General features: G+C 61.7%; 17 protein-coding genes and 2 tRNA genes. 6 read left to right on the plus strand and 13 right to left on the minus strand.

Annotated features, from left to right (window positions below):
* Positions 1-160: 160 nt before the first annotated feature.
* From AYB31_RS10055 to AYB31_RS10080, 6 genes are all read left to right on the plus strand, one after another.
* Complete coding sequence (locus AYB31_RS10055) at positions 161-1,177, plus strand: class I SAM-dependent rRNA methyltransferase (protein ID WP_068828232.1); 1,017 nt, start codon at positions 161-163, stop codon at positions 1,175-1,177.
* Between the two features lie 89 nt (positions 1,178-1,266).
* Positions 1,267-4,296 (plus strand): DUF748 domain-containing protein, encoded by a 3,030-nt coding sequence (locus AYB31_RS10060; protein WP_068828234.1) that lies wholly within the window; start codon positions 1,267-1,269, stop codon positions 4,294-4,296.
* A 2-nt stretch (positions 4,297-4,298) separates the two neighbouring features.
* Positions 4,299-4,586, plus strand: a complete 288-nt coding sequence (locus AYB31_RS10065) for a DUF2845 domain-containing protein (RefSeq protein ID WP_068828236.1) — start codon at positions 4,299-4,301, stop codon at positions 4,584-4,586.
* A gap of 34 nt (positions 4,587-4,620) precedes the next feature.
* Positions 4,621-4,923, plus strand: coding sequence for a DUF2845 domain-containing protein (locus AYB31_RS10070; RefSeq protein WP_068828237.1), 303 nt, complete (start codon positions 4,621-4,623; stop codon positions 4,921-4,923).
* A 28-nt stretch (positions 4,924-4,951) separates the two neighbouring features.
* Positions 4,952-5,248 carry a DUF2845 domain-containing protein gene (locus tag AYB31_RS10075; protein WP_068828239.1) on the plus strand — a complete coding sequence of 99 codons (297 nt, stop codon included), beginning with the start codon at positions 4,952-4,954 and terminating at the stop codon, positions 5,246-5,248.
* 25 nt (positions 5,249-5,273) lie between these two features.
* A complete protein-coding gene (locus AYB31_RS10080) occupies positions 5,274-6,728 on the plus strand; it encodes a rhomboid family intramembrane serine protease (protein ID WP_068828240.1) in 1,455 nt (484 codons plus the stop codon).
* Between the two features lie 48 nt (positions 6,729-6,776).
* Here AYB31_RS10080 and AYB31_RS10085 read toward each other — a convergent pair whose 3' ends face one another.
* The 13 genes from AYB31_RS10085 to secG all read right to left on the minus strand — a co-directional run bounded on the left by AYB31_RS10085 (position 6,777) and on the right by secG (position 18,542).
* On the minus strand, positions 6,777-6,974 hold the full coding sequence (locus AYB31_RS10085; RefSeq protein WP_068828242.1) for a CsbD family protein: 198 nt from the start codon (positions 6,972-6,974) through the stop codon (positions 6,777-6,779).
* A 52-nt stretch (positions 6,975-7,026) separates the two neighbouring features.
* Positions 7,027-7,377 (minus strand): BON domain-containing protein, encoded by a 351-nt coding sequence (locus AYB31_RS10090; RefSeq protein ID WP_068828243.1) that lies wholly within the window; start codon positions 7,375-7,377, stop codon positions 7,027-7,029.
* A 202-nt stretch (positions 7,378-7,579) separates the two neighbouring features.
* The gene (locus AYB31_RS10095) at positions 7,580-8,992 is read right to left on the minus strand and encodes a DUF4013 domain-containing protein (protein ID WP_068828245.1); all 1,413 of its coding nucleotides are present in this window, start codon (positions 8,990-8,992) and stop codon (positions 7,580-7,582) included.
* 95 nt (positions 8,993-9,087) lie between these two features.
* Positions 9,088-11,193 (minus strand): polyribonucleotide nucleotidyltransferase, encoded by a 2,106-nt coding sequence (gene pnp, locus AYB31_RS10100; RefSeq protein WP_068828246.1) that lies wholly within the window; start codon positions 11,191-11,193, stop codon positions 9,088-9,090.
* Positions 11,194-11,403: 210 nt separating this feature from the next.
* Entirely contained in the window at positions 11,404-11,673 is a 270-nt protein-coding gene (gene rpsO / locus AYB31_RS10105) for a 30S ribosomal protein S15 (protein ID WP_068828248.1), read from the minus strand.
* Between the two features lie 176 nt (positions 11,674-11,849).
* A complete protein-coding gene (gene truB / locus AYB31_RS10110; protein ID WP_068828249.1) occupies positions 11,850-12,770 on the minus strand; it encodes a tRNA pseudouridine(55) synthase TruB in 921 nt (306 codons plus the stop codon).
* A gap of 2 nt (positions 12,771-12,772) precedes the next feature.
* Complete coding sequence (rbfA, locus tag AYB31_RS10115) at positions 12,773-13,150, minus strand: 30S ribosome-binding factor RbfA (protein WP_068828251.1); 378 nt, start codon at positions 13,148-13,150, stop codon at positions 12,773-12,775.
* A 99-nt stretch (positions 13,151-13,249) separates the two neighbouring features.
* Positions 13,250-15,745 carry a translation initiation factor IF-2 gene (gene infB, locus AYB31_RS10120; RefSeq protein ID WP_068828253.1) on the minus strand — a complete coding sequence of 832 codons (2,496 nt, stop codon included), beginning with the start codon at positions 15,743-15,745 and terminating at the stop codon, positions 13,250-13,252.
* A gap of 27 nt (positions 15,746-15,772) precedes the next feature.
* Entirely contained in the window at positions 15,773-17,254 is a 1,482-nt protein-coding gene (gene nusA, locus AYB31_RS10125) for a transcription termination factor NusA (protein ID WP_068828255.1), read from the minus strand.
* A gap of 47 nt (positions 17,255-17,301) precedes the next feature.
* Positions 17,302-17,760, minus strand: a complete 459-nt coding sequence (gene rimP / locus AYB31_RS10130; RefSeq protein ID WP_068828319.1) for a ribosome maturation factor RimP — start codon at positions 17,758-17,760, stop codon at positions 17,302-17,304.
* Positions 17,761-17,891: 131 nt separating this feature from the next.
* Positions 17,892-17,968 (minus strand) — tRNA-Met (locus AYB31_RS10135).
* A 97-nt stretch (positions 17,969-18,065) separates the two neighbouring features.
* Positions 18,066-18,151: transfer RNA gene (locus AYB31_RS10140), tRNA-Leu, on the minus strand.
* A 10-nt stretch (positions 18,152-18,161) separates the two neighbouring features.
* A complete protein-coding gene (gene secG / locus AYB31_RS10145) occupies positions 18,162-18,542 on the minus strand; it encodes a preprotein translocase subunit SecG (protein WP_068828257.1) in 381 nt (126 codons plus the stop codon).
* Positions 18,543-18,544 lie beyond the last annotated feature (2 nt).

Raw genomic sequence — 18,544 nt, forward strand, 5'->3', positions numbered from 1 at the left:
CTCGCATTCGCGGTGTCGGCGGCGCGTGCCGTAGGCGGCCTTTCTGCGCACCGCCTCCCTGCGACCACGAGCGCTGCATGCGACTGATCACAGAGTAACGTCGGCCTAGTGCCGGCGTTTTTCTTGGTAAACTGCGCGCCCTTTTGCCGAGACGCCGCGCATGTCCTCTCTCCATCAGGCGCTGCGCGCCGCTCTCGATTCTCGCCAACCACTGCTCGCCGAACTGCACCAGCAGGGCACCGACTGCTACCGCCTGTTCCACGGCAGCCAGGAAGGCGCCCCCGGCCTCACCGCCGACCGCTACGGCCCACAGCTGCTGGTCCAGAGTTTTCACCAGCCACTGCAGCTCGACGCCCTGCTCGACCTGCATGCCAGCATCGGCGAACAGCTGGGCCTCGATCTGCAGCTGGTCTACAACGACCGCTCCGGTGGCAATTCGCGCATCGACCGCCGTGACCCGGTGTACCAGGCCGCCCCCGAAGCGCTGGAAGATCTGATCGGCCAGGAATGGGGCCTGAATTACAGGGTACGCGGCCGCCATCCGGGCCAGGATCCGCTGCTGTTCCTCGACCTGCGCAACGCCCGCGGCTGGATCAAGGCCAACAGCGCTGGCAAGTCGGTGCTCAACCTGTTTGCCTACACCTGCGGTGTCGGCCTCTGTGCCGCGGCCGGCGGCGCCAGCGAAGTAGTCAACCTGGACTTCGCCGAAGGCAACCTGGCCGTGGGCAAGGAGAACGGCGCGCTGAACCCCGAGCTGACGCCGATGCAGTTCATTCAGTCCGACTACTTCCCGGCCATTCGCCAACTGGCCGGTCTACCCATCGCCAGCCGCCGTGGCCACAAGCTGCCCGCTTACCCACGCCTGCAACAGCGCCAGTTCGACCTGGTATTTCTCGATCCACCGGCCTGGGCCAAGAGCGCCTTCGGCACGGTCGACCTGCTGCGCGACTACCAGAGCCTGCTCAAACCGGCGATCCTGGCCACCGCTGAGAACGGCACCCTGGTGTGCTGCAACAACCTGGCAAAAGTGAGCATGGACGACTGGCGGCCCCAGGTGCTGCGCTGTGCGGAGAAACTCGGCCGCCCCGTGCGCGAATGGCAACAGATTGCCCCTGCTGCCGACTTCCCCTCACGCGACGGCCAGCCGCCACTGAAGACCCTGGTTCTGCATTTCTGATCTAGCGCGTGAGCACTCTGATGGCCCACAGGGTTGCCGGAGCCATGCCATACTTCCCGGCACCTCAGCCTGGAAGATGAAGCTGCCACATGCCCAAAGGATTGAAAAACACGGCCTGCGCGCTCGTGATCGCCTTCGCCCTCTATAGCCTGCTGGGCTTCCTGATCCTGCCTGGCGTCGCCCTGCGCATCGCCAACCAGCAGCTCGCCGAGCTGGCCACCGTACCGGCGAAGTTGCAGCGCATCGAGCTCAATCCCTTCTCCCTGGAGCTGCAACTCTGGGGCCTGCAGATAGGCGAAGCCGAGAAGCCGCAGGTGGCCTTTCAGCGCCTGTACGCCAACCTGCAGCTGGATAGCCTGTGGAGTGGCGCCCTGCACCTGACCGACATCGAGCTGGAACAGGCCCATGCCGAGGTGCTGTTCGCCAAGGACGGCACGCTCAACCTGACCCAGCTGTTCAAGCTGCCACCCAGTGAGACCAAGTCGGACGACGAGGCTGCCAGCGACCCCTTCCCGCTGCGCATCGAGCGCATCGAACTGATCGAGAACGGCCTGCATTTCGCGGATCTGCGCCCTAGCGAGGCGGTGGAATTCGTTTACGACTCGCTCAATCTGGAGCTGAACAACCTCAGCACCCTGCCCAACGACAACGCAGAGATGAACCTGGTGGCGACCGGTCCCTACGGCGGACGCGTCGACTGGCAAGGCCAGATCAGCCTGACGCCGATTGCCTCCAAGGGGCACGTCAAGATCACTGACGGCAAACTCACAGGTGTCTGGCCCTACGTGCGCGACGCCGTGCCCCTGGTCCTGCAAGACGGCATCGTCAGCCTGGACAGCGACTATTCGCTGAGCCTGGCCGAGGGCACCGAACTGCTGCTCAGCAATCTGAACATCGGCCTGGCACCCTTCGCCATCGACAGCCCGGCCGGGAAGCCGCTGGTTCGCCTGGAACGCCTGGACGTCAGCGAAACCAGCCTGGATCTGGCCAAACAACAGGTCATCGTCGGCAAAGTACGCAGCCATAACCTGGAAACCTGGGCCGCCCGCGAAGCCGATGGTCAGCTCGACTGGCAGAAACTGTTCGCCAGCCATAGCAAGCCAGTAGCCGAACCGACTGAGCCGCCCACCACGAACACCGCGACGCCTGCTGCAAGTGAGGGTGGCGCCGGTTCGGAGCCAAAACCCGTAGCAAGTGAGCCCGCTGCCGAGCCGGCGGCGCAGCCCGCGCCCCCGGTGGCCGATACCAGCGACGCGCCACCAGCTCCGAGCGAGGCCCAACCCACCAAGCCCTGGCAAGTTCTGCTGCGCGACGTGCAACTACGCAAGTATCAAGTTCACCTGGTCGACAAGGCTGCCGGAAAGCAGGAAGTCAAACTCGACCTGGCCCCGCTCAACCTGGACATCACCGACTTCGACAGCCTGGGCACCTCGCCTTTTGGCCTCAAACTGGATACCGGGCTGAACAAGAATGGTCAGCTCAAGGTCGACGGCCAGGTGCAGATCAGCCCCACCTGGGCCAAGTTGCAAGTGGTCAGCCGCGACATCGACCTGCGTCTGGCCCAGGCCTATATCGAGCCCTTCGCACGCCTGGAGCTACGCAGCGGCATGCTCGGCAGCGAGCTGGCCGTCGACCTGAAAAGCGTAGAGCCACTGGCCTTCAGCATCGCCGGCAGCGCCGAGGTCGGCCAACTGCATACCCTGGACACCATCAAGAATCGCGACTTTCTCAAGTGGCAACAGCTGCAGGTGAGCGGGCTCGACTACCGCCATGGCGAAGGCCTGGCGATCCAGCAGGTCAATCTGCAGCAGCCCTATGTACGCTTCATCATCAACGAGAACCTGACCACCAACGTCAGCGACCTGATGATCCCGCAACCGGCAGAGTCGGACGCCAAACCCACGCAGAGCAACAAGCCACTGCCGATCCGCATCGGCGGCATCGCCATCAAGGACGGCTCGGCCAACTTCGCCGACTTCAGCCTGACGCCCAACTTCGCCACTGCCATCCAGCAGCTCAATGGCCAGATCGGCACCCTCGACAACCAGAGCCCGAAAACCGCCAGCGTCGATATCACCGGCAAGGTCGACAAGTACGCGCCGGTCAGTATCAAGGGCGGGCTGACGCCGTTCGACCCGATGAACAGCCTGGATATCGCCACCAGCTTCAAGAACGTCGAGCTGACCACCCTCACCCCCTATTCCGGCAAGTTCGCCGGCTATCGCATCCGCAAGGGTCGCCTCAATCTGGACCTGCACTACCAGATCGAGAAAGGCCTGCTCAATGCCGATAACAAGCTGCTGCTGGAAGACCTGCAGCTGGGCGAGAAGGTCGACAGCAAGGATGCGGTGGATCTGCCGATCCGCCTGGCCGTGGCCCTGCTCAAGGATACCCAGGGCAATATCGACATCCAGCTACCGGTCAAGGGCGACCTCAACAACCCCGAATTCAGCGTCATGCCTATCGTCTGGCAGACCTTGCGCAATCTGGTACTACGCGCGGCCCAGGCCCCGTTCAAGTTCATCGCCGGACTGGTCGGCGGCGGCAGCGAAGATCTCAGTCAGGTGCAGTTCGCCGCCGGCAGCAGCGAACTGGACGGCCCGGCACAGAAGACCCTGGATACCCTGGCCGCAGCCCTCAAGGAACGCCCGGTGCTACGCCTGGAGGTCGAGGGTATGAGCGCCAGCGCCAGCGACGGCCCCCTGCTGGCCGAACAACGCCTGGAGCGCGAATACCAGAACACCCAGTACAAGATGCTGCAACGCAGTGGCGACAAGGTGCCCGCCGAGCCAGCACTGCTGGTAGTGGACGAGGACGACAAGCCGGTGCTGCTGGAAGGCATCTACCGCACTCGCCTGAAGCAGCAGCCGCCGGCCGAGTGGAAGGAATTGCCGGATGAAGAGCGCACGGCGAAGATGCGCGACGCCGTCCTGCAGTCCTGGGCCAAGAGCGAACTGCTGCTGCGTCAGCTGGGCCAGGCTCGCGCCGCCAGCATCAAGGACTACCTGGTGGAGCGCGGCGGCCTGGAAGACCAGCGCATCTACCTGCTCGATGTGGGCCTGACGGAAGGTGCCACCAGCACCCCCGTCGGTACTGCGCTGCATCTGGGAAGTCTGTGATCATGCGCCTTGCGGTTGCCCTCGCCATGTTGCTGGCGGCTGGTCAAATCCAGGCTGACAGCCTGCGCTGTGGCAGCAAGCTGGTCAGTGTCGGCGACCGCGCATTCGAGGTGGAGAACAAATGTGGTGCGCCAACCTATCGCGACATTGTCGGCTACACGTTGGGTGGCTACGATCGCCGCGAGTACCGGGTAGAAGAATGGGTCTACGGACCGGATAACGGCATGCTCAGCATCCTCACGTTCGAAGGCAATCGTCTCACCCGTATCGAACGCAAGCGCAACGACTAACCCAGCCCCACTACCCGCTCGAGTCGACACCCAGATGCGTACTGCAATACTGCTCGCCATAACCCTTGCCCTGAGTGAAACTGCCACCGCGAGCTCGACACTCAGGTGCGGTACTGGCCTGGTCAGCACTGGCGACCTGGCCAGCGAGCTGCGGAGCAAATGCGGTGAACCGGTGAGCCAGAGCTTCCTTGGCTACCGGGAAGTCAGCGACTATTACGGCACGATTACCGAGGTCGCTATTGAAGAGTGGGTCTACGGCCCCAGAAACGGCATGTATTATTTCCTCCGCTTGGAAGGCAACCGCCTGATCAAGATCGAGAGCAAACGCAAAAACTGACATCAACCACTACACAAGGATGAACTTCATGAAAGGGAAAACCCTGCTCATCGGCAGCCTGCTGCTCGCCTTCAGCGCCACCAGCCATGCTGACTCCCTACGTTGCGCCAAAGGCATTGTCAGCACCGGCGACCGCAGTGTGGAAGTGCTGAGCAAGTGCGGAGAGCCGGCCAGCAAAGCCGTCACCGGCTATGTCGTCAGTGAACGACAGAACCTTGAGGTACCGCAGGAAGAGTGGATCTACACGCCGGAAGGCGGCATGCAGTACTTCCTGCTGATCGAGGGCGGCGTTCTGACCCGCATCGATAGCAAGCGAGGCAGCTAACTGCCGAGCGACAAGGACGTAGCTAATGCTGATCACCCCTGCCGAACACCCGCTGGACTGGAAGCGCCCGCCGGTCATCACCCTGCTCCTGATCCTGCTCAACACCCTGATCTACTTCGGTTATCAGGGTGGCGATGAGAAGCGCCTGGAGATTGCCGTTCACGCCTACCTCGATGGCGGCCTGCTCAATCGCGAGCGGGCGCTGTTTCTGGAGAGCATCGGTCAGCGAGAGAGTCTGGACAGCGACGAGCGTGCCTATGTCGACGGCATGCGCCGCCAGGAACTGGCGCGCTGGATCCTGTATGACCTGGAGTTCGAGAACAGTCTGCATCAGCGCCCCGACTACCAAGCCGATGCTGCCTGGCAGAACGCTCGGGAGCAGGCCGAGGCCGCACGCAATCGGCTGAGTACCATCCGTTTCGGCTTCATCCCGGCCCGGTTCAGCGTGCAGGGGCTGTTCGGCGCGATGTTCCTGCATGGCAGCTTCGACCACCTGCTGGGCAATATGCTGTTTCTGTTCATCTTCGGCTTCGCCCTGGAGATCGCCCTGGGCAAGGCCATCTACTTGGGCTTCTATCTGCTCAGCGGGGTGGCCTCGCACCTGCTGTGGTGGGCGCTGGACCCGGTCTGGGTGAGCGGCGTTGGCGCCTCTGGCGCCATCTCCGGGCTGATGGGTATGTACATCGGTGTCTATGGCCTGCGCCGAATCAATTTCTTTTACTGGCTCGGCCCACTGATCGGTTATTTCAAGGCGCCGGCCCTATGGATATTGCCGGTGTGGATGGGCAAGGAGCTTTACGGCCTGCTGGCGGCGGACGATCACGTCAACTATTACGCCCACCTGGGAGGCCTGGGCGCGGGCTTCCTGGCCGTCTGGCTGGCTCGCCTCAGCGGTCGCCTGCAGATGGACGAAGCCTATCTGCACAAGGAGGACCCGGACGCGCCCTTCAAGCGCGAACTGGCTGCCCTCGATCAGCTCATCGGCCAGTTCGCCCTGGCCCAGGCCGCCGCCCGTGGACCCGATCTGCTAGCCCGCTATCCGGGTCGCCTCGCCCTGCTGGAACGGCTCTATGCGGTCGCCAGCGGTCGGCAGGATAAAGCGCTGCTGTCACAAGTGCTCAAGCAGCTGTTCGCCCTACCCGACAACGCTGAAATAAAGCCACTGCTGCTACGCCTTGCAGAAGATAGCGCCGGCCCTGGCCAACCACTGCTCAGCCATCCCGCCGTGCAACTGCACCTGCTGCAAAAGCTGCTCAGAGCAGGAGAAGGCCCGCGCGCCATGTCCGCCTGGCGCAAGCTCAGCCAGACAGCGCAACCCGTCGGCCAATTGCCGGCGCTGACCCTGCAACTGGCCAAGCAGTTGGGCCCGCGCCAGGATCTGCGGGGCGTCAGTGAACTGGCCCAATACCTGCGCAAGGCCTTCCCCGAAGCCGAGCAGACTGTACAACTGAGCCTCTACCAGCAGCACCTGGGCCGCTGAACGCCCACAAAAAAGCCCCGCGAACGGGGCTTCCTTGGAGCGAGGCGACTACAGCTTGCTGCTGAAATCGCGGATCTCCTGTTGCGCCTTCTCCTTGGTCCAACCGTAGCGCTCCTGCAGTTTGCCTTCTAGGTACTCACTATGGCCATCGACCACATCCAGATCGTCGTCGGTCAGGTTGCCCCAGCGTTCACGAATACGGCCACTGAGCTGCTTCCACTTGCCTTTGATTACATCGGAATTCATGGTTTTTCCCTCGGGTTGCGGGCTGCCGACGGGTGGCCGGCAGCACTTAGGATTAGTCGGTGGCTTTCAGACCGTCGGCGGAAACCGCAGTCACACCCTTGACCATCTTGGCCTTCTCCACCGCCAGGTCGCGCTCGGCGGCCGTCGGCACGACGCCGGACAGCGACACCACACCCTTGTTGGTTTCAACCTCGATATCCAGACCACTGATGCTGTCGTCAGCCAGGAAGTCCGCTTTCACCTTGCTGGTAATCCAGGTATCGGACACCACGGCCTGCGCCTCTTCCACGCTGTCATTGCTGGCCACTTGCAGCGGCTCGGCAGCATAGGCACCTGCTAGCGGCAGGCCCAGAGCGGTAGCGGTCAGAGCGGCAAGGGTCCACTTGTTGAAGGACTGTTTCATGGCGATTTACTCCTGGTTGCTTCGAAAAGTCGGCAGCCAACCCTTGGCTGCGTCTGCAGGAGTAACTTCGCAAGCCCTGTGCCAGGCTCCGTAAAAAATAATTTACTTAAATATCAATAACTTATTTTAAATGAAAATTCACAGACCCATGCAAACTACCGATTCCACACCTGCGCGACCGTGCAGATTGCAATGTTAGCCATCAAGCGCCTGTTGCCAGCCTGGCCAGCGTGGCCTCCAGGTTCGCCACTTCGCCCAGCAGCGGCGACTGTGGGTACTTGGCCCGGATGAAGCCCAGCAGCCGTTGAGCCGGCTCGATCTGCCCCAGGTCTTCGGCAAAGCCGCGTGCGGCCAGCAGATAGGCGCGGGGAATATGCGGGTAGTCGGGAAAGCGCAGATGCAGGTTGCGCAGCAGGCTGAGCCCTTCGCGGGTCTTGTGGCGCTCCAGCAGGGCCTGCGCCACCCGCTCGCAGACCAGGGCATCGTCCGGCAGATAATCGGCCTGTAGCTGACGCGCATTGAGCAGTGCCATAGCGGCCTGTGCCGGATTGAGCCGTGCCGCCAGCGGTAGATAGTGGGCCAGATGGCGCAGGCAGCGCTCACGGGCATGCAGGCCGAACAGCAGCTGATGAAAGCGCTCATTGAGGCGCAGGTCGTTGGGCATCACGTCCAGGGCGCGGGCCAGTAGCTCCAGCGCCTGCGTGCCCTGACCTTCCTTGAGACGAATTTCGGCTTCGGCCAGGGCATGCCGACGGCGGTATTCCTCGGCCGGATAGCCACGCACCTCCTCTTCTACCGCTACGTAGCCGAGGGCACCCTGATACTGGAATACGGCGTAGCCCATCATGGCGCACATCACCACGCTGAAGTAGCCGAACAACAGCGTGGCGACAGGCAGCAGTACGACTCTGGGCAGGCCACCGGAAAGCATGTAGGTGACCCAGTCCGGCGACTGCCAGAGGATGAACAGAAAGGCCCAGAGGATCAGGTAACGCCAGCCCATGGCCTTGATCACCGCGCCCACCTGGTCGGGGCTCAGCGCCCCCCCCAGGGTCTTGTCCAGGGCCAGGCGGATGATACTGGCCGGGATCAGCAACTGGACGCCCAGGGTGGCTGCCCAGAATAGCGCCTCACTGTGGAAGTCGGCCGCCAGCCACACCACGGCAAAGGCGATGAAGAAGATCACCAGCAGCCGCCAGAACAGGCTGAAGCCTTCGGCGGAAAAAGCGGTCAGCAGTGATGGCGCTTCCCTAACCCCCAGGCTGGCGTTCTCGATGACCGTCTGCAGATATTTGGTGGCGACGCAGAACAGCGCCAGCCACAGCAGCTTCCAGGCCGGCATGAACAGGCTGGCCAGGCAGAGCACCGCCGCAAACGCCAGCGCCCCGGGCTGCAGGCCATAGAGGAAGAACTGCGGGATGCGCTGCCAGAACGGCTGAGCGGTATTGGCGGCCCCCAGGAAATGCAGCTTGTCACGGCACAGAGTACAGAGCGGGGCATCGTCCGGTGCCTCGGCATTCAGCGGCACGCAGCAGTCGCCGTAGTCGCGTGGGCAGGCCGGGCAATGCCAGGTCGCCGGTTGTGCGGGGTGGTAACGACAGTAGGTGACGTCCATGTGGGTAACATCCTTGGAGTACTGCAGGAGCACTATTGTCCGGGCAAAAAAAGAGGGCCCGCAAGGGGCCCTCTCTATGACTGCCTGGCTAAGGTTCAGACACCAGAAGCCTTGGCAGCGGCAACGTCCTTGATCGACAGCTTGATACGGCCGCGGTTGTCCACGTCCAGTACCAGTACTTCGACTTCCTGGCCTTCCTTCAGTACGTCGGTGACTTTCTCGACACGCGCATCGCTGAGCATGGAGATGTGCACCAGACCGTCCTTGCCCGGCAGGATGTTGACGAAGGCACCGAAATCGACGATGCGCTCGACCTTGCCGACGTAGATCTTGCCGATCTCGGCTTCCGCGGTGATACCCAGCACGCGCTGACGCGCGGCCTCGGCAGCTTCCTTGGTCTCGCCGAAGATCTTGATCGAGCCGTCGTCTTCGATGTCGATCGAAGCCTTGGTCTCTTCACAGATACCACGGATGGTCGCGCCACCCTTGCCGATGACGTCGCGGATTTTATCCTGGTCGATCTTCATCGCGATCATGGTCGGCGCGTTGGCCGACAGCTCGCTGCGCGACTGGGCAATGACCTGGTTCATCTGGCCGAGGATGTTCAGGCGCGCTTCCAGGGCCTGGCCCAGGGCGATTTCCATGATCTCTTCGGTGATGCCCTGGATCTTGATGTCCATCTGCAGTGCGGTGACGCCATTGGCGGTACCGGCAACCTTGAAGTCCATGTCGCCCAGGTGATCTTCATCACCGAGGATATCGGTCAGAACGGCGAACTTCTCGCCTTCCTTGACCAGACCCATGGCGATACCGGCAACCGGGGCCTTCATCGGTACACCGGCGTCCATCAGAGCCAGGGAAGCACCGCAGACCGAAGCCATGGAGCTGGAGCCGTTGGATTCGGTGATTTCCGAGACCACGCGGATGGTGTACGGGAACTCGTCGGCGGCCGGCAGCATGGCCTGTACCGAACGACGGGCCAGACGGCCGTGACCGATTTCGCGGCGACCGGTGGCACCCATGCGACCACACTCACCGACCGAGTACGGCGGGAAGTTGTAGTGCAACATGAAGGGGTCTTTCTTCTCGCCTTCGAGGGTGTCGAGCAGCTGCGCATCACGGGCGGTACCGAGGGTGGCAACCACCAGGGCCTGGGTTTCGCCACGGGTGAACAGGGCCGAACCGTGGGTCTTGTCCAGTACGCCGACTTCGATGTTCAGACCACGCACGGTGCGGGTGTCGCGACCGTCGATGCGCGGTTTGCCGTTGACGATGTTCTCGCGCACGGTGCGGTATTCGATTTCGCCGAAGGCTTCCTTCACTTCGCCAGCGGAAGGCTGGCCTTCTTCGCCGGAGAACTTGGCAACCACCTGATCTTTCAGCTCACCCAGGCGCGCGTAGCGTTCCTGCTTGACGGTGATGGTGTAAGCCTGGGAAATCGCTTCGCCGAACTCGCTGCGAATGGCGCTCAGCAGCGCAGTGTTCTCAGCCTTCGGCTGCCAGTCCCAAGTCGGCTTGCCGGCTTCGGCTGCCAGCTCGCTCACGGCCTGGATCACGGCCTGGAATTCGTCGTGGGCAAACAGCACGGCGCCCAGCATCTGGTCTTCGGTCAGCTCCTTGGCTTCCGACTCAACCATCAGTACGGCGTCCTTGGTACCTGCAACGACCATGTCCAGGCTGGAGGCCTTGAGCTGCTCGTAGGTCGGGTTCAGCAGGTAGCCGGTTTCCGGGTGGAAGGCTACGCGCGCGGCGCCGATCGGGCCGTTGAACGGGATGCCGGAAACGGCCAGGGCAGCCGAGGTACCGATCATCGCGGCGATGTCCGGATCGGTCTTCTTGCTGGTGGAGACCACGGTGCAGATGACCTGCACTTCGTTCTGGAAACCTTCCGGGAACAGCGGGCGGATCGGACGGTCGATCAGGCGCGAGGTCAGGGTTTCTTTCTCGCTGGGGCGCGCTTCACGCTTGAAGAAGCCGCCCGGGATCTTGCCGGCAGCGTAGGTCTTTTCCTGGTAGTGCACGGACAGCGGGAAAAAATCCTTGCCCGGGTCGGCGCTCTTGGCACCGGTTACGGCGACCAGCACGGTGACGTCGTCGTCAACGGTGACCAGCACGGCGCCGGAGGCCTGACGGGCGATGCGGCCAGTCTCGAGGGTTACGGTCGATTGACCGAACTGGAACTTCTTGATTACCGGGTTCACGGTGTCTTCCTTCTCTTTGTTGCCTTGGGGGAACTGGTGGATCGAGGGCTGGGCCCCGAAAGTCTGTTCAGAATCCGCCGCCGTGGCAGCGCATTTTGGACAAGCTCTAAATCCCTTCTGCAGAAAGCCAGAAGCTGGAAGCCCGAAGCCACAGTCGGTTCAACCCGTCTGCCGCTTCAAACTTCCAGCTTCTCACTTCAGGTTTACGTCTTAACGACGCAGACCCAGGCGACCGATCAGGGCGCTGTAACGCGAGGCATCTTTGCCCTTCAGGTAGTCCAGCAGCTTACGACGCTGGTTAACCATACGGATCAGGCCACGACGCGAGTGGTGGTCTTTGCCGTTGGCCTTGAAGTGGCCTTGCAGCTTGTTGATGTTGGCGGTCAGCAGGGCAACCTGCACTTCCGGAGAACCGGTGTCGCCTTCAGCTTGCTTGTAGTCGCTTACGATCTGGGCTTTTTCTTCAACGCTCAGTGCCATGGTAATGGGCTCCTAAGTGAACAGGCCGGGACGAGTCCCGTGTTTTAAATAAGAGGAGTGACCGTGCCTGCTGACAGCCACCCTCATAGACGAACCATTGCTAACAACAGCCCGCTCCGGTCATTTCGACCGAATCTGTCGACCCAGGCCTTAAGGCCTAGGTCTGCAAACCAAGGCTAGGCCTTGGTCGATATCAAACGCTTCGGCGCAATGCGCCCGTCTTCGCTCACTTCACCGATGCCGATGAAGCGACCGGTGTGATCCTGCACCCGAACCATGCCGAACTTCGGCGCTTCCGGGGCTCGCACTGGCTGACCATGCAGCCAGTAGTAGGCACTGTGTTCGCTGAACTGCAGCAGCGGCCAATGCTCGAGGCCACTATCTGCCGGCAACAGGAAGCGGTCCAGCGCCTCGCTGCCGCCTTCGGCATGGGCCTTTTCCAGCTCTTCCAGGGTTACCGTCTGCGCCAGCTTGAACGGCCCAGCCTGGGTTCGGCGCAGTTCAGCGACATGCGCGCCACAGCCGAGCAGCTGGCCCAGGTCTTCAACCAGGGTACGAATATAGGTGCCTTTGCTGCAGGCCACGGACAGACGCAGCTGCGTATTGTCCAGGGCCAGCAAATCCAGGCGCGCAATAGTAACAGAACGCGCCTCGCGCTCCACTACTTCGCCTGCGCGGGCCAGCTTGTACAGCGGCTGGCCATCCTTCTTCAGGGCCGAGTACATCGGCGGTATCTGACTGATTTGCCCACGAAAACGTGGCAGCAGGGCCTCCACGTCATCCCGACCGACGGTCACCTCGCGCCGCTCCAGGACATCGCCCTCGGCGTCGCCAGTGGTGGTAGTCACGCCCAGCTGAGCCAGGGTCTCGTAACCCTTGTCGGCATCCAGCAAGTACTGGGAGAACTTGGTCGCCTCGCCGAAGCACAAAGGCAGCACGCCGGTGGCCAGCGGGTCGAGACTGCCGGTGTGGCCGGCCTTCTCGGCATTGAGCAGCCAGCGCACCTTCTGTAGTGCAGCGTTGGAGCTGAAGCCATGGGGCTTGTCGAGCAGGATGATGCCGCTGACATTGCGGCGGATACGTTTGACCTGGGCCACGCTCAATCGTCCTGATGCTTGCTGTCTTCGGCGACGGCACGCTCGATCAACGAGGACAAGTGCACGCCACGGGAAATGCTTTCGTCATAGTGGAAATGCAAGGTCGGCACGCTACGCAGCTTCATGGCCTTGCCCAGCAGCATGCGCAGGTAACCGCCGGCGTCGTTCAGCACTCGCACGTTCTGCTTGATCTTGTCCGCGTCGTTCTCGCCCATCACGGTGATGAACACCTTGGCGTGGCCGACATCGCGGCTGACCTCAACGGCGGTGATGGTGACGAAGCCCAGGCGCGGGTCCTTGACCTCACGCGGAATCATCTGTGCCAGCTCGCGCTGGATCTGATCGCCGATACGCTGGGTACGGCTATAAACTTTTGCCATTTTTCTTACCTCACCCGCCGGTAATGCCCACGGGTTCAAAAGCGGCAAACGCCCGGCCGCGCAGATGCGGGGCCGGGCGTTGCGTGTTGCAGCTCGCGCTTACAGCGTACGAGCCACCTGGACCTTCTCGAACACTTCGATCTTGTCGCCGACCTTGACGTCGTTGTAGCTCTTCACCGCGATACCGCACTCCATGCCGTTACGCACTTCGGCGACGTCGTCCTTGAAGCGACGCAGGGATTCCAGCTCGCCCTCGAAGATCACCACGTCGTCGCGCAGTACGCGAATCGGACGGTTACGGAACACCGTACCTTCGATGACCATACAGCCGGCAACGGCACCGAATTTCGGCGAACGGAACACGTCACGAACTTCGGCGGTACCCAGGATATTCTCGCGGACATCGCTGCCAAGCATACCGGTCAGGGCTTTCTTGACGTCTTCGATGATGTCGTAGATCACGTTGTAGTAACGCATATCCAGGGATTCGGCTTCGACGATCTTGCGCGCACCGGCATCGGCACGCACGTTGAAGCCGAACAGTACGGCGTTGGAGGCCAGCGCCAGGTTGGCATCGGATTCGGTGATACCACCGACACCGCCGCCGACCACGCGAACCTGCACTTCGTCGTTGCCCAGACCGCTGAGCGAGCCTTGCAGGGCTTCCAGAGAACCACGCACGTCGGCCTTGAGGACGATGTTGAGGGTCTTCTTCTCTTCCTGGCCCATGTTCTCGAAGATGTTTTCCAGCTTGCCTGCGTGAGCACGCGCCAGTTTCACTTCGCGGAACTTGCCTTGACGGAACAGGGCGACTTCACGGGCCTTCTTCTCGTCTGCGACCACGGTGAGGTCGTCACCGGCATCCGGAGTGCCGTCGAGGCCGAGAATCTCGACCGGAATCGACGGACCGGCTTCCTTGATCGGCTTGCCGTTCTCGTCGAGCATGGCGCGAACGCGGCCATAGTTGACGCCACACAGGACCATATCGCCCTGACGCAGGGTGCCGTCCTGGACCAACACGGTAGCCACTGGGCCACGGCCCTTATCCAGGCGGGACTCGACCACCACACCACGACCCGGGGCCGAGGGAGTGGCTTTCAGCTCGAGTACTTCGGCTTGCAGCAATACGGCTTCCAGCAGCTCGTCGACGCCGGTACCGGCCTTGGCCGAGACACCTACGAACGGGGCATCGCCGCCCCACTCTTCCGGAATTACATCCAGCGCGGCCAGGCCGTTCTTGATGTTGTCCGGGTTGGCTTCCGGCTTGTCCATCTTGTTGATCGCGACCACGATGGGCACGCCAGCGGCTTTCGCATGCTGTACGGCTTCCTGAGTCTGCGGCATCACGCCGTCGTCCGCCGCCACCACCAGGATGACGATGTCGGTTGCCTTGGCACCACGAGCACGCATGGCGGTGAACGCCGCGTGGCCCGGGGTATCGAGGAAGGTGACCATGCCACGATCGGTTTCCACGTGGTAGGCACCGATGTGCTGAGTGATACCACCCGCCTCACCGGAAGCCACCTTGGCACGGCGGATATAGTCGAGCAGCGAGGTCTTACCGTGGTCGACGTGACCCATGACGGTCACCACCGGCGCACGAGAAACGGCTTCACCTTCGAAGCGCAGCGACTCGGCCAGCTGGTCTTCCAGGGCATTCTCGCTGACGATCTTGACCTTGTGGCCCAGCTCTTCGGCGATCAGCTGGGCAGTTTCCTGGTCCAGCACCTGGTTGATGGTCACCGGGCTGCCCATCTTGAACATGAACTTGACGACTTCGACACCCTTGACCGACATCTGCGCAGCCAGGTCGGCAACGGTGATGGTTTCGCCAATCGATACTTCGCGCACTACCGGTCCTGTCGGGCTCTGGAACCCGTGCTGGTTACGCTTCTTCAGCTTGCCCTTGCCACGACCGCCGCGACGGAAACCGTCGGTTTCCTCGTCGACAGTGCGCGGCGCAACGCGCGGCGCAGGGGCCTTTTCCTTGACGGTAGGACGGTGCTGGGTGGTCTTGCGATCACCACCACGACGATCGGCATCGTCGTTACGCGCCTTCTCGGGACGGCGCGGCTCTTCCTTCTTGCGCTCAGGTGCCGGGGCAGCAACCGGCTCGGCATCCAGCACAGGAGCGAGGGGAGCCGGTGCGGGCTCGACGGCCGCTTCAGCTACCGCAGCAGCAGGCTGCTTGCGAGCCTCTTCCTCGGCGCGCCGTGCAGCTTCCTGCTCGGCCTTGAGGCGCTCGGCTTCCTGAGCAGCACGCTGCTCTTCCAGTTCGCGCTGCTTCTCAGCCTCGATCTCGTCGGGGCTGCGCTTGACATAGGTTTTCTTCTTGCGCACTTCCACGCTGATGGTCTTGCTACCTGCAACCTTCAGGGTGGTGGTGGTTTTGCGCTGCAACGTGATCTTGCGTGGTTCTTCCAGCTTTTCGCCGTGACTGCTCTTGAGATGGGCCAACAGGGCCTGTTTCTCATTATCGGTCACCACTTGCTCGGCGCTGGTGTGAGACAAACCTGCCTCACGCATCTGCAACAGCAGGCGCTCCACCGGTGTGTCGACCACCTGGGCCAGTTCTTTCACCGTGACTTGCGTCATGCACTTCTCTCCTCAGGCCGCAACCGCTTATTCGAACCAGTGGGCTCGAGCGGCCATGATCAGCTTGCCGGCACGTTCTTCGTCGATGCCGTCGATGTCGAGCAGGTCGTCAATCGACTGCTCGGCCAGGTCTTCGCGGGTGATTACGCCGCGGACTGCCAGTTCTTGCGCCAGGTTCTTGTCCATGCCTTCCAGGGACAGCAGGTCCTCGGCAGGCTGGGCATCCGCCAGCTTCTCTTCGTTGGCGATGGCCTTGGTCAGCAGACGGTCTTTCGCACGAGCACGCAGCTCGTTGACGATGTCCTCGTCGAAACCATCGATGCTGAGCATCTCTTCCATCGGCACGTAGGCGATCTCTTCCAGGCTGGTGAAGCCTTCCTCGACCAGAACCTGGGCCAGTTCTTCGTCGACTTCCAGCTCGTCGATGAAGTTCTGCAGGATGTCGCCAGTCTCGGCCTGCTGCTTGGCCTGGATGTCCGCCTCGGTCATCACGTTCAGGGTCCAGCCGGTCAACTGACTGGCCAGACGCACGTTCTGACCGCCACGACCGATGGCCTGAGCCAGGTTGTCCTCGGCGACGGCGATATCCATGGCATGAGCATCTTCGTCGACGATGATCGCCGCCACTTCAGCCGGGGCCATGGCATTGATCACGAACTGAGCGACGTTCTCGTCCCACAGTACGATGTCCACGCGCTCGCCACCGATTTCACCGGAAACGGCCTGCACACGCGAACCGCGCATGCCGATACAGGCACCCTGCGGATCGATTCGCTTGTCCTTGGAACGCACGGCAATCTTGGCACGCGAACCCGGATCGCGAGAGGCGGCCATAACTTCGATCAGGCCCTCGGCGATTTCCGGTACTTCGATGGTGAACAACTCGACCAGCATCTGCGGCGCGGTGCGCGACAGGATCAGTTGCGGGCCGCGGTTCTCAGTACGAATTTCCTTGAGCAGGGCGCGCATGCGGGCACCGACCCGGAAAGTCTCACGCGGAATGATGTCCTCGCGAGCCAGCAGCGCCTCGGCGTTGTTACCGAGATCGACGATCACGCTATCGCGGGTGACCTTCTTAACGGTCCCGGAGATGATCTCGCCAACACGCTCACGGTAGGCATCCACCACCTGAGCTCGCTCGGCCTCGCGCACTTTCTGCACGATGACCTGCTTGGCAGTTTGCGCTGCAATACGACCGAACTCGATGGACTCGACCGGTTCTTCGACAATATCGCCGACCACGGCACCGGGCTTCTGCTCCTGAGCCTGCTCGACGGTCAGTTCGGCAGCCGGATTCTCCAGCGCGTCATCCTCGACAACAGTCCAGCAGCGGAACGTTTCATAGTTGCCACTTTGGCGATTGATCGCCACGCGCAGCTCAACCTCATCGTCGAAACGCTTTTTGGTCGCTGTCGCCAGCGCCAGTTCCAGCGCTTCAAAAATCACACTAGCCGGCACGCCTTTCTCGTTGGATACCGACTCTACAACCAGCAGTACTTCTTTACTCATCGTACGCCTCGCCTTTCGCAATCCATTGGATCCGCGGGATCCGCGTCTCAGTCAAAACGGGGGATAATGTTGGCCTTGTCGATCAGATCGATCGGCAACAGGAACTCGTGGTCATCCACCTGCACCACCACGTCCTGCTCCTCCACACCGCGAAGGAGACCCTGAAAATTGCGCCGCCCCTCAAAGGGCGAACGCAGTTTGATCTTCACCTGCTCCCCTACATGCCCGGCAAACTGCTCGAGAGTGAACAGCGGTCGGTCCATGCCCGGCGACGACACCTCCAGGGTGTACTCACTGGTAATGGGATCTTCAACATCCAGCACCGCACTGATTTGCCGACTAACCGCTTCGCAGTCGTCGACGAGAATGCCATTGCTGTGATCGATATAAACGCGCAGCAGGGAATGCCTGCCCTGGGAAATGAACTCGACTCCCCAGCATTGATAGCCAAGAGACTCGACCACAGGGGCCAACATGGCCTGCAACTGTTCCAGCTTGCTCGACACTCGAAGCCCTCCGCGCATGTCGTAGAAATAAAAAATGGGCGAAACGCCCATCCATCGAGCCACCCAGCATCTATGCCGGTGGCGGACTGTTCAGCTAGCAAAAAGCCCCTTGACAGGGGCTTCTCTACTACTGGTTGCGGGGGCTGGATTTGAACCAACGACCTTCGGGTTATGAGCCCGACGAGCTACCAGACTGCTCCACCCCGCGTCAAAGCTGGGCGAAGATTATAAGGAGCTTGCCCCGCAGGGTCAACCTGACCCCATTTGAAACAGCAAGGCCCGCGATCAGCGGGCCTTGCCAGATATGGTACCGAGGAGGGGACTCGAACCCCTACAGCCTATGGCCACTACCACCTCAAGGTAGCGTGTCTACCAATTCCACCACCTCGGCAAAGAGGGTATTACTGCTCCGGAGCGCTTGGCACATCCGCCGAGCCGGCAGGAGCTTTTTGCGCTTCGAGCACCGGAACATCTTCAACGACCGGTTGCTTCTGTTGTACTTCGAGGACTGCCGGATCTGGCAAACCTGCTTGCACAAGATTATCAGACTTTTGTTTAGCAAAGAAAGCTAAACCCAAGCTGGTAATGAAAAAAATCGCCGCGAGAATAGCAGTAGCCCGACTCAGAAAGGTAGCCGAACCCTGACTGCCGAACACAGTTGCAGAAGCACCAGCACCAAAGGAAGCGCCCGCATCGGCACCCTTACCTTGCTGAATCAGCACGAAGCCGACGACCCCAAGAGCCCCCAGCAGATGCACAACGATTACGACTGTTTCCAGCATTT

It is taken from the genome of Pseudomonas sp. BMS12 (genome assembly GCF_001592875.1).
Classification (GTDB): domain Bacteria; phylum Pseudomonadota; class Gammaproteobacteria; order Pseudomonadales; family Pseudomonadaceae; genus Aquipseudomonas.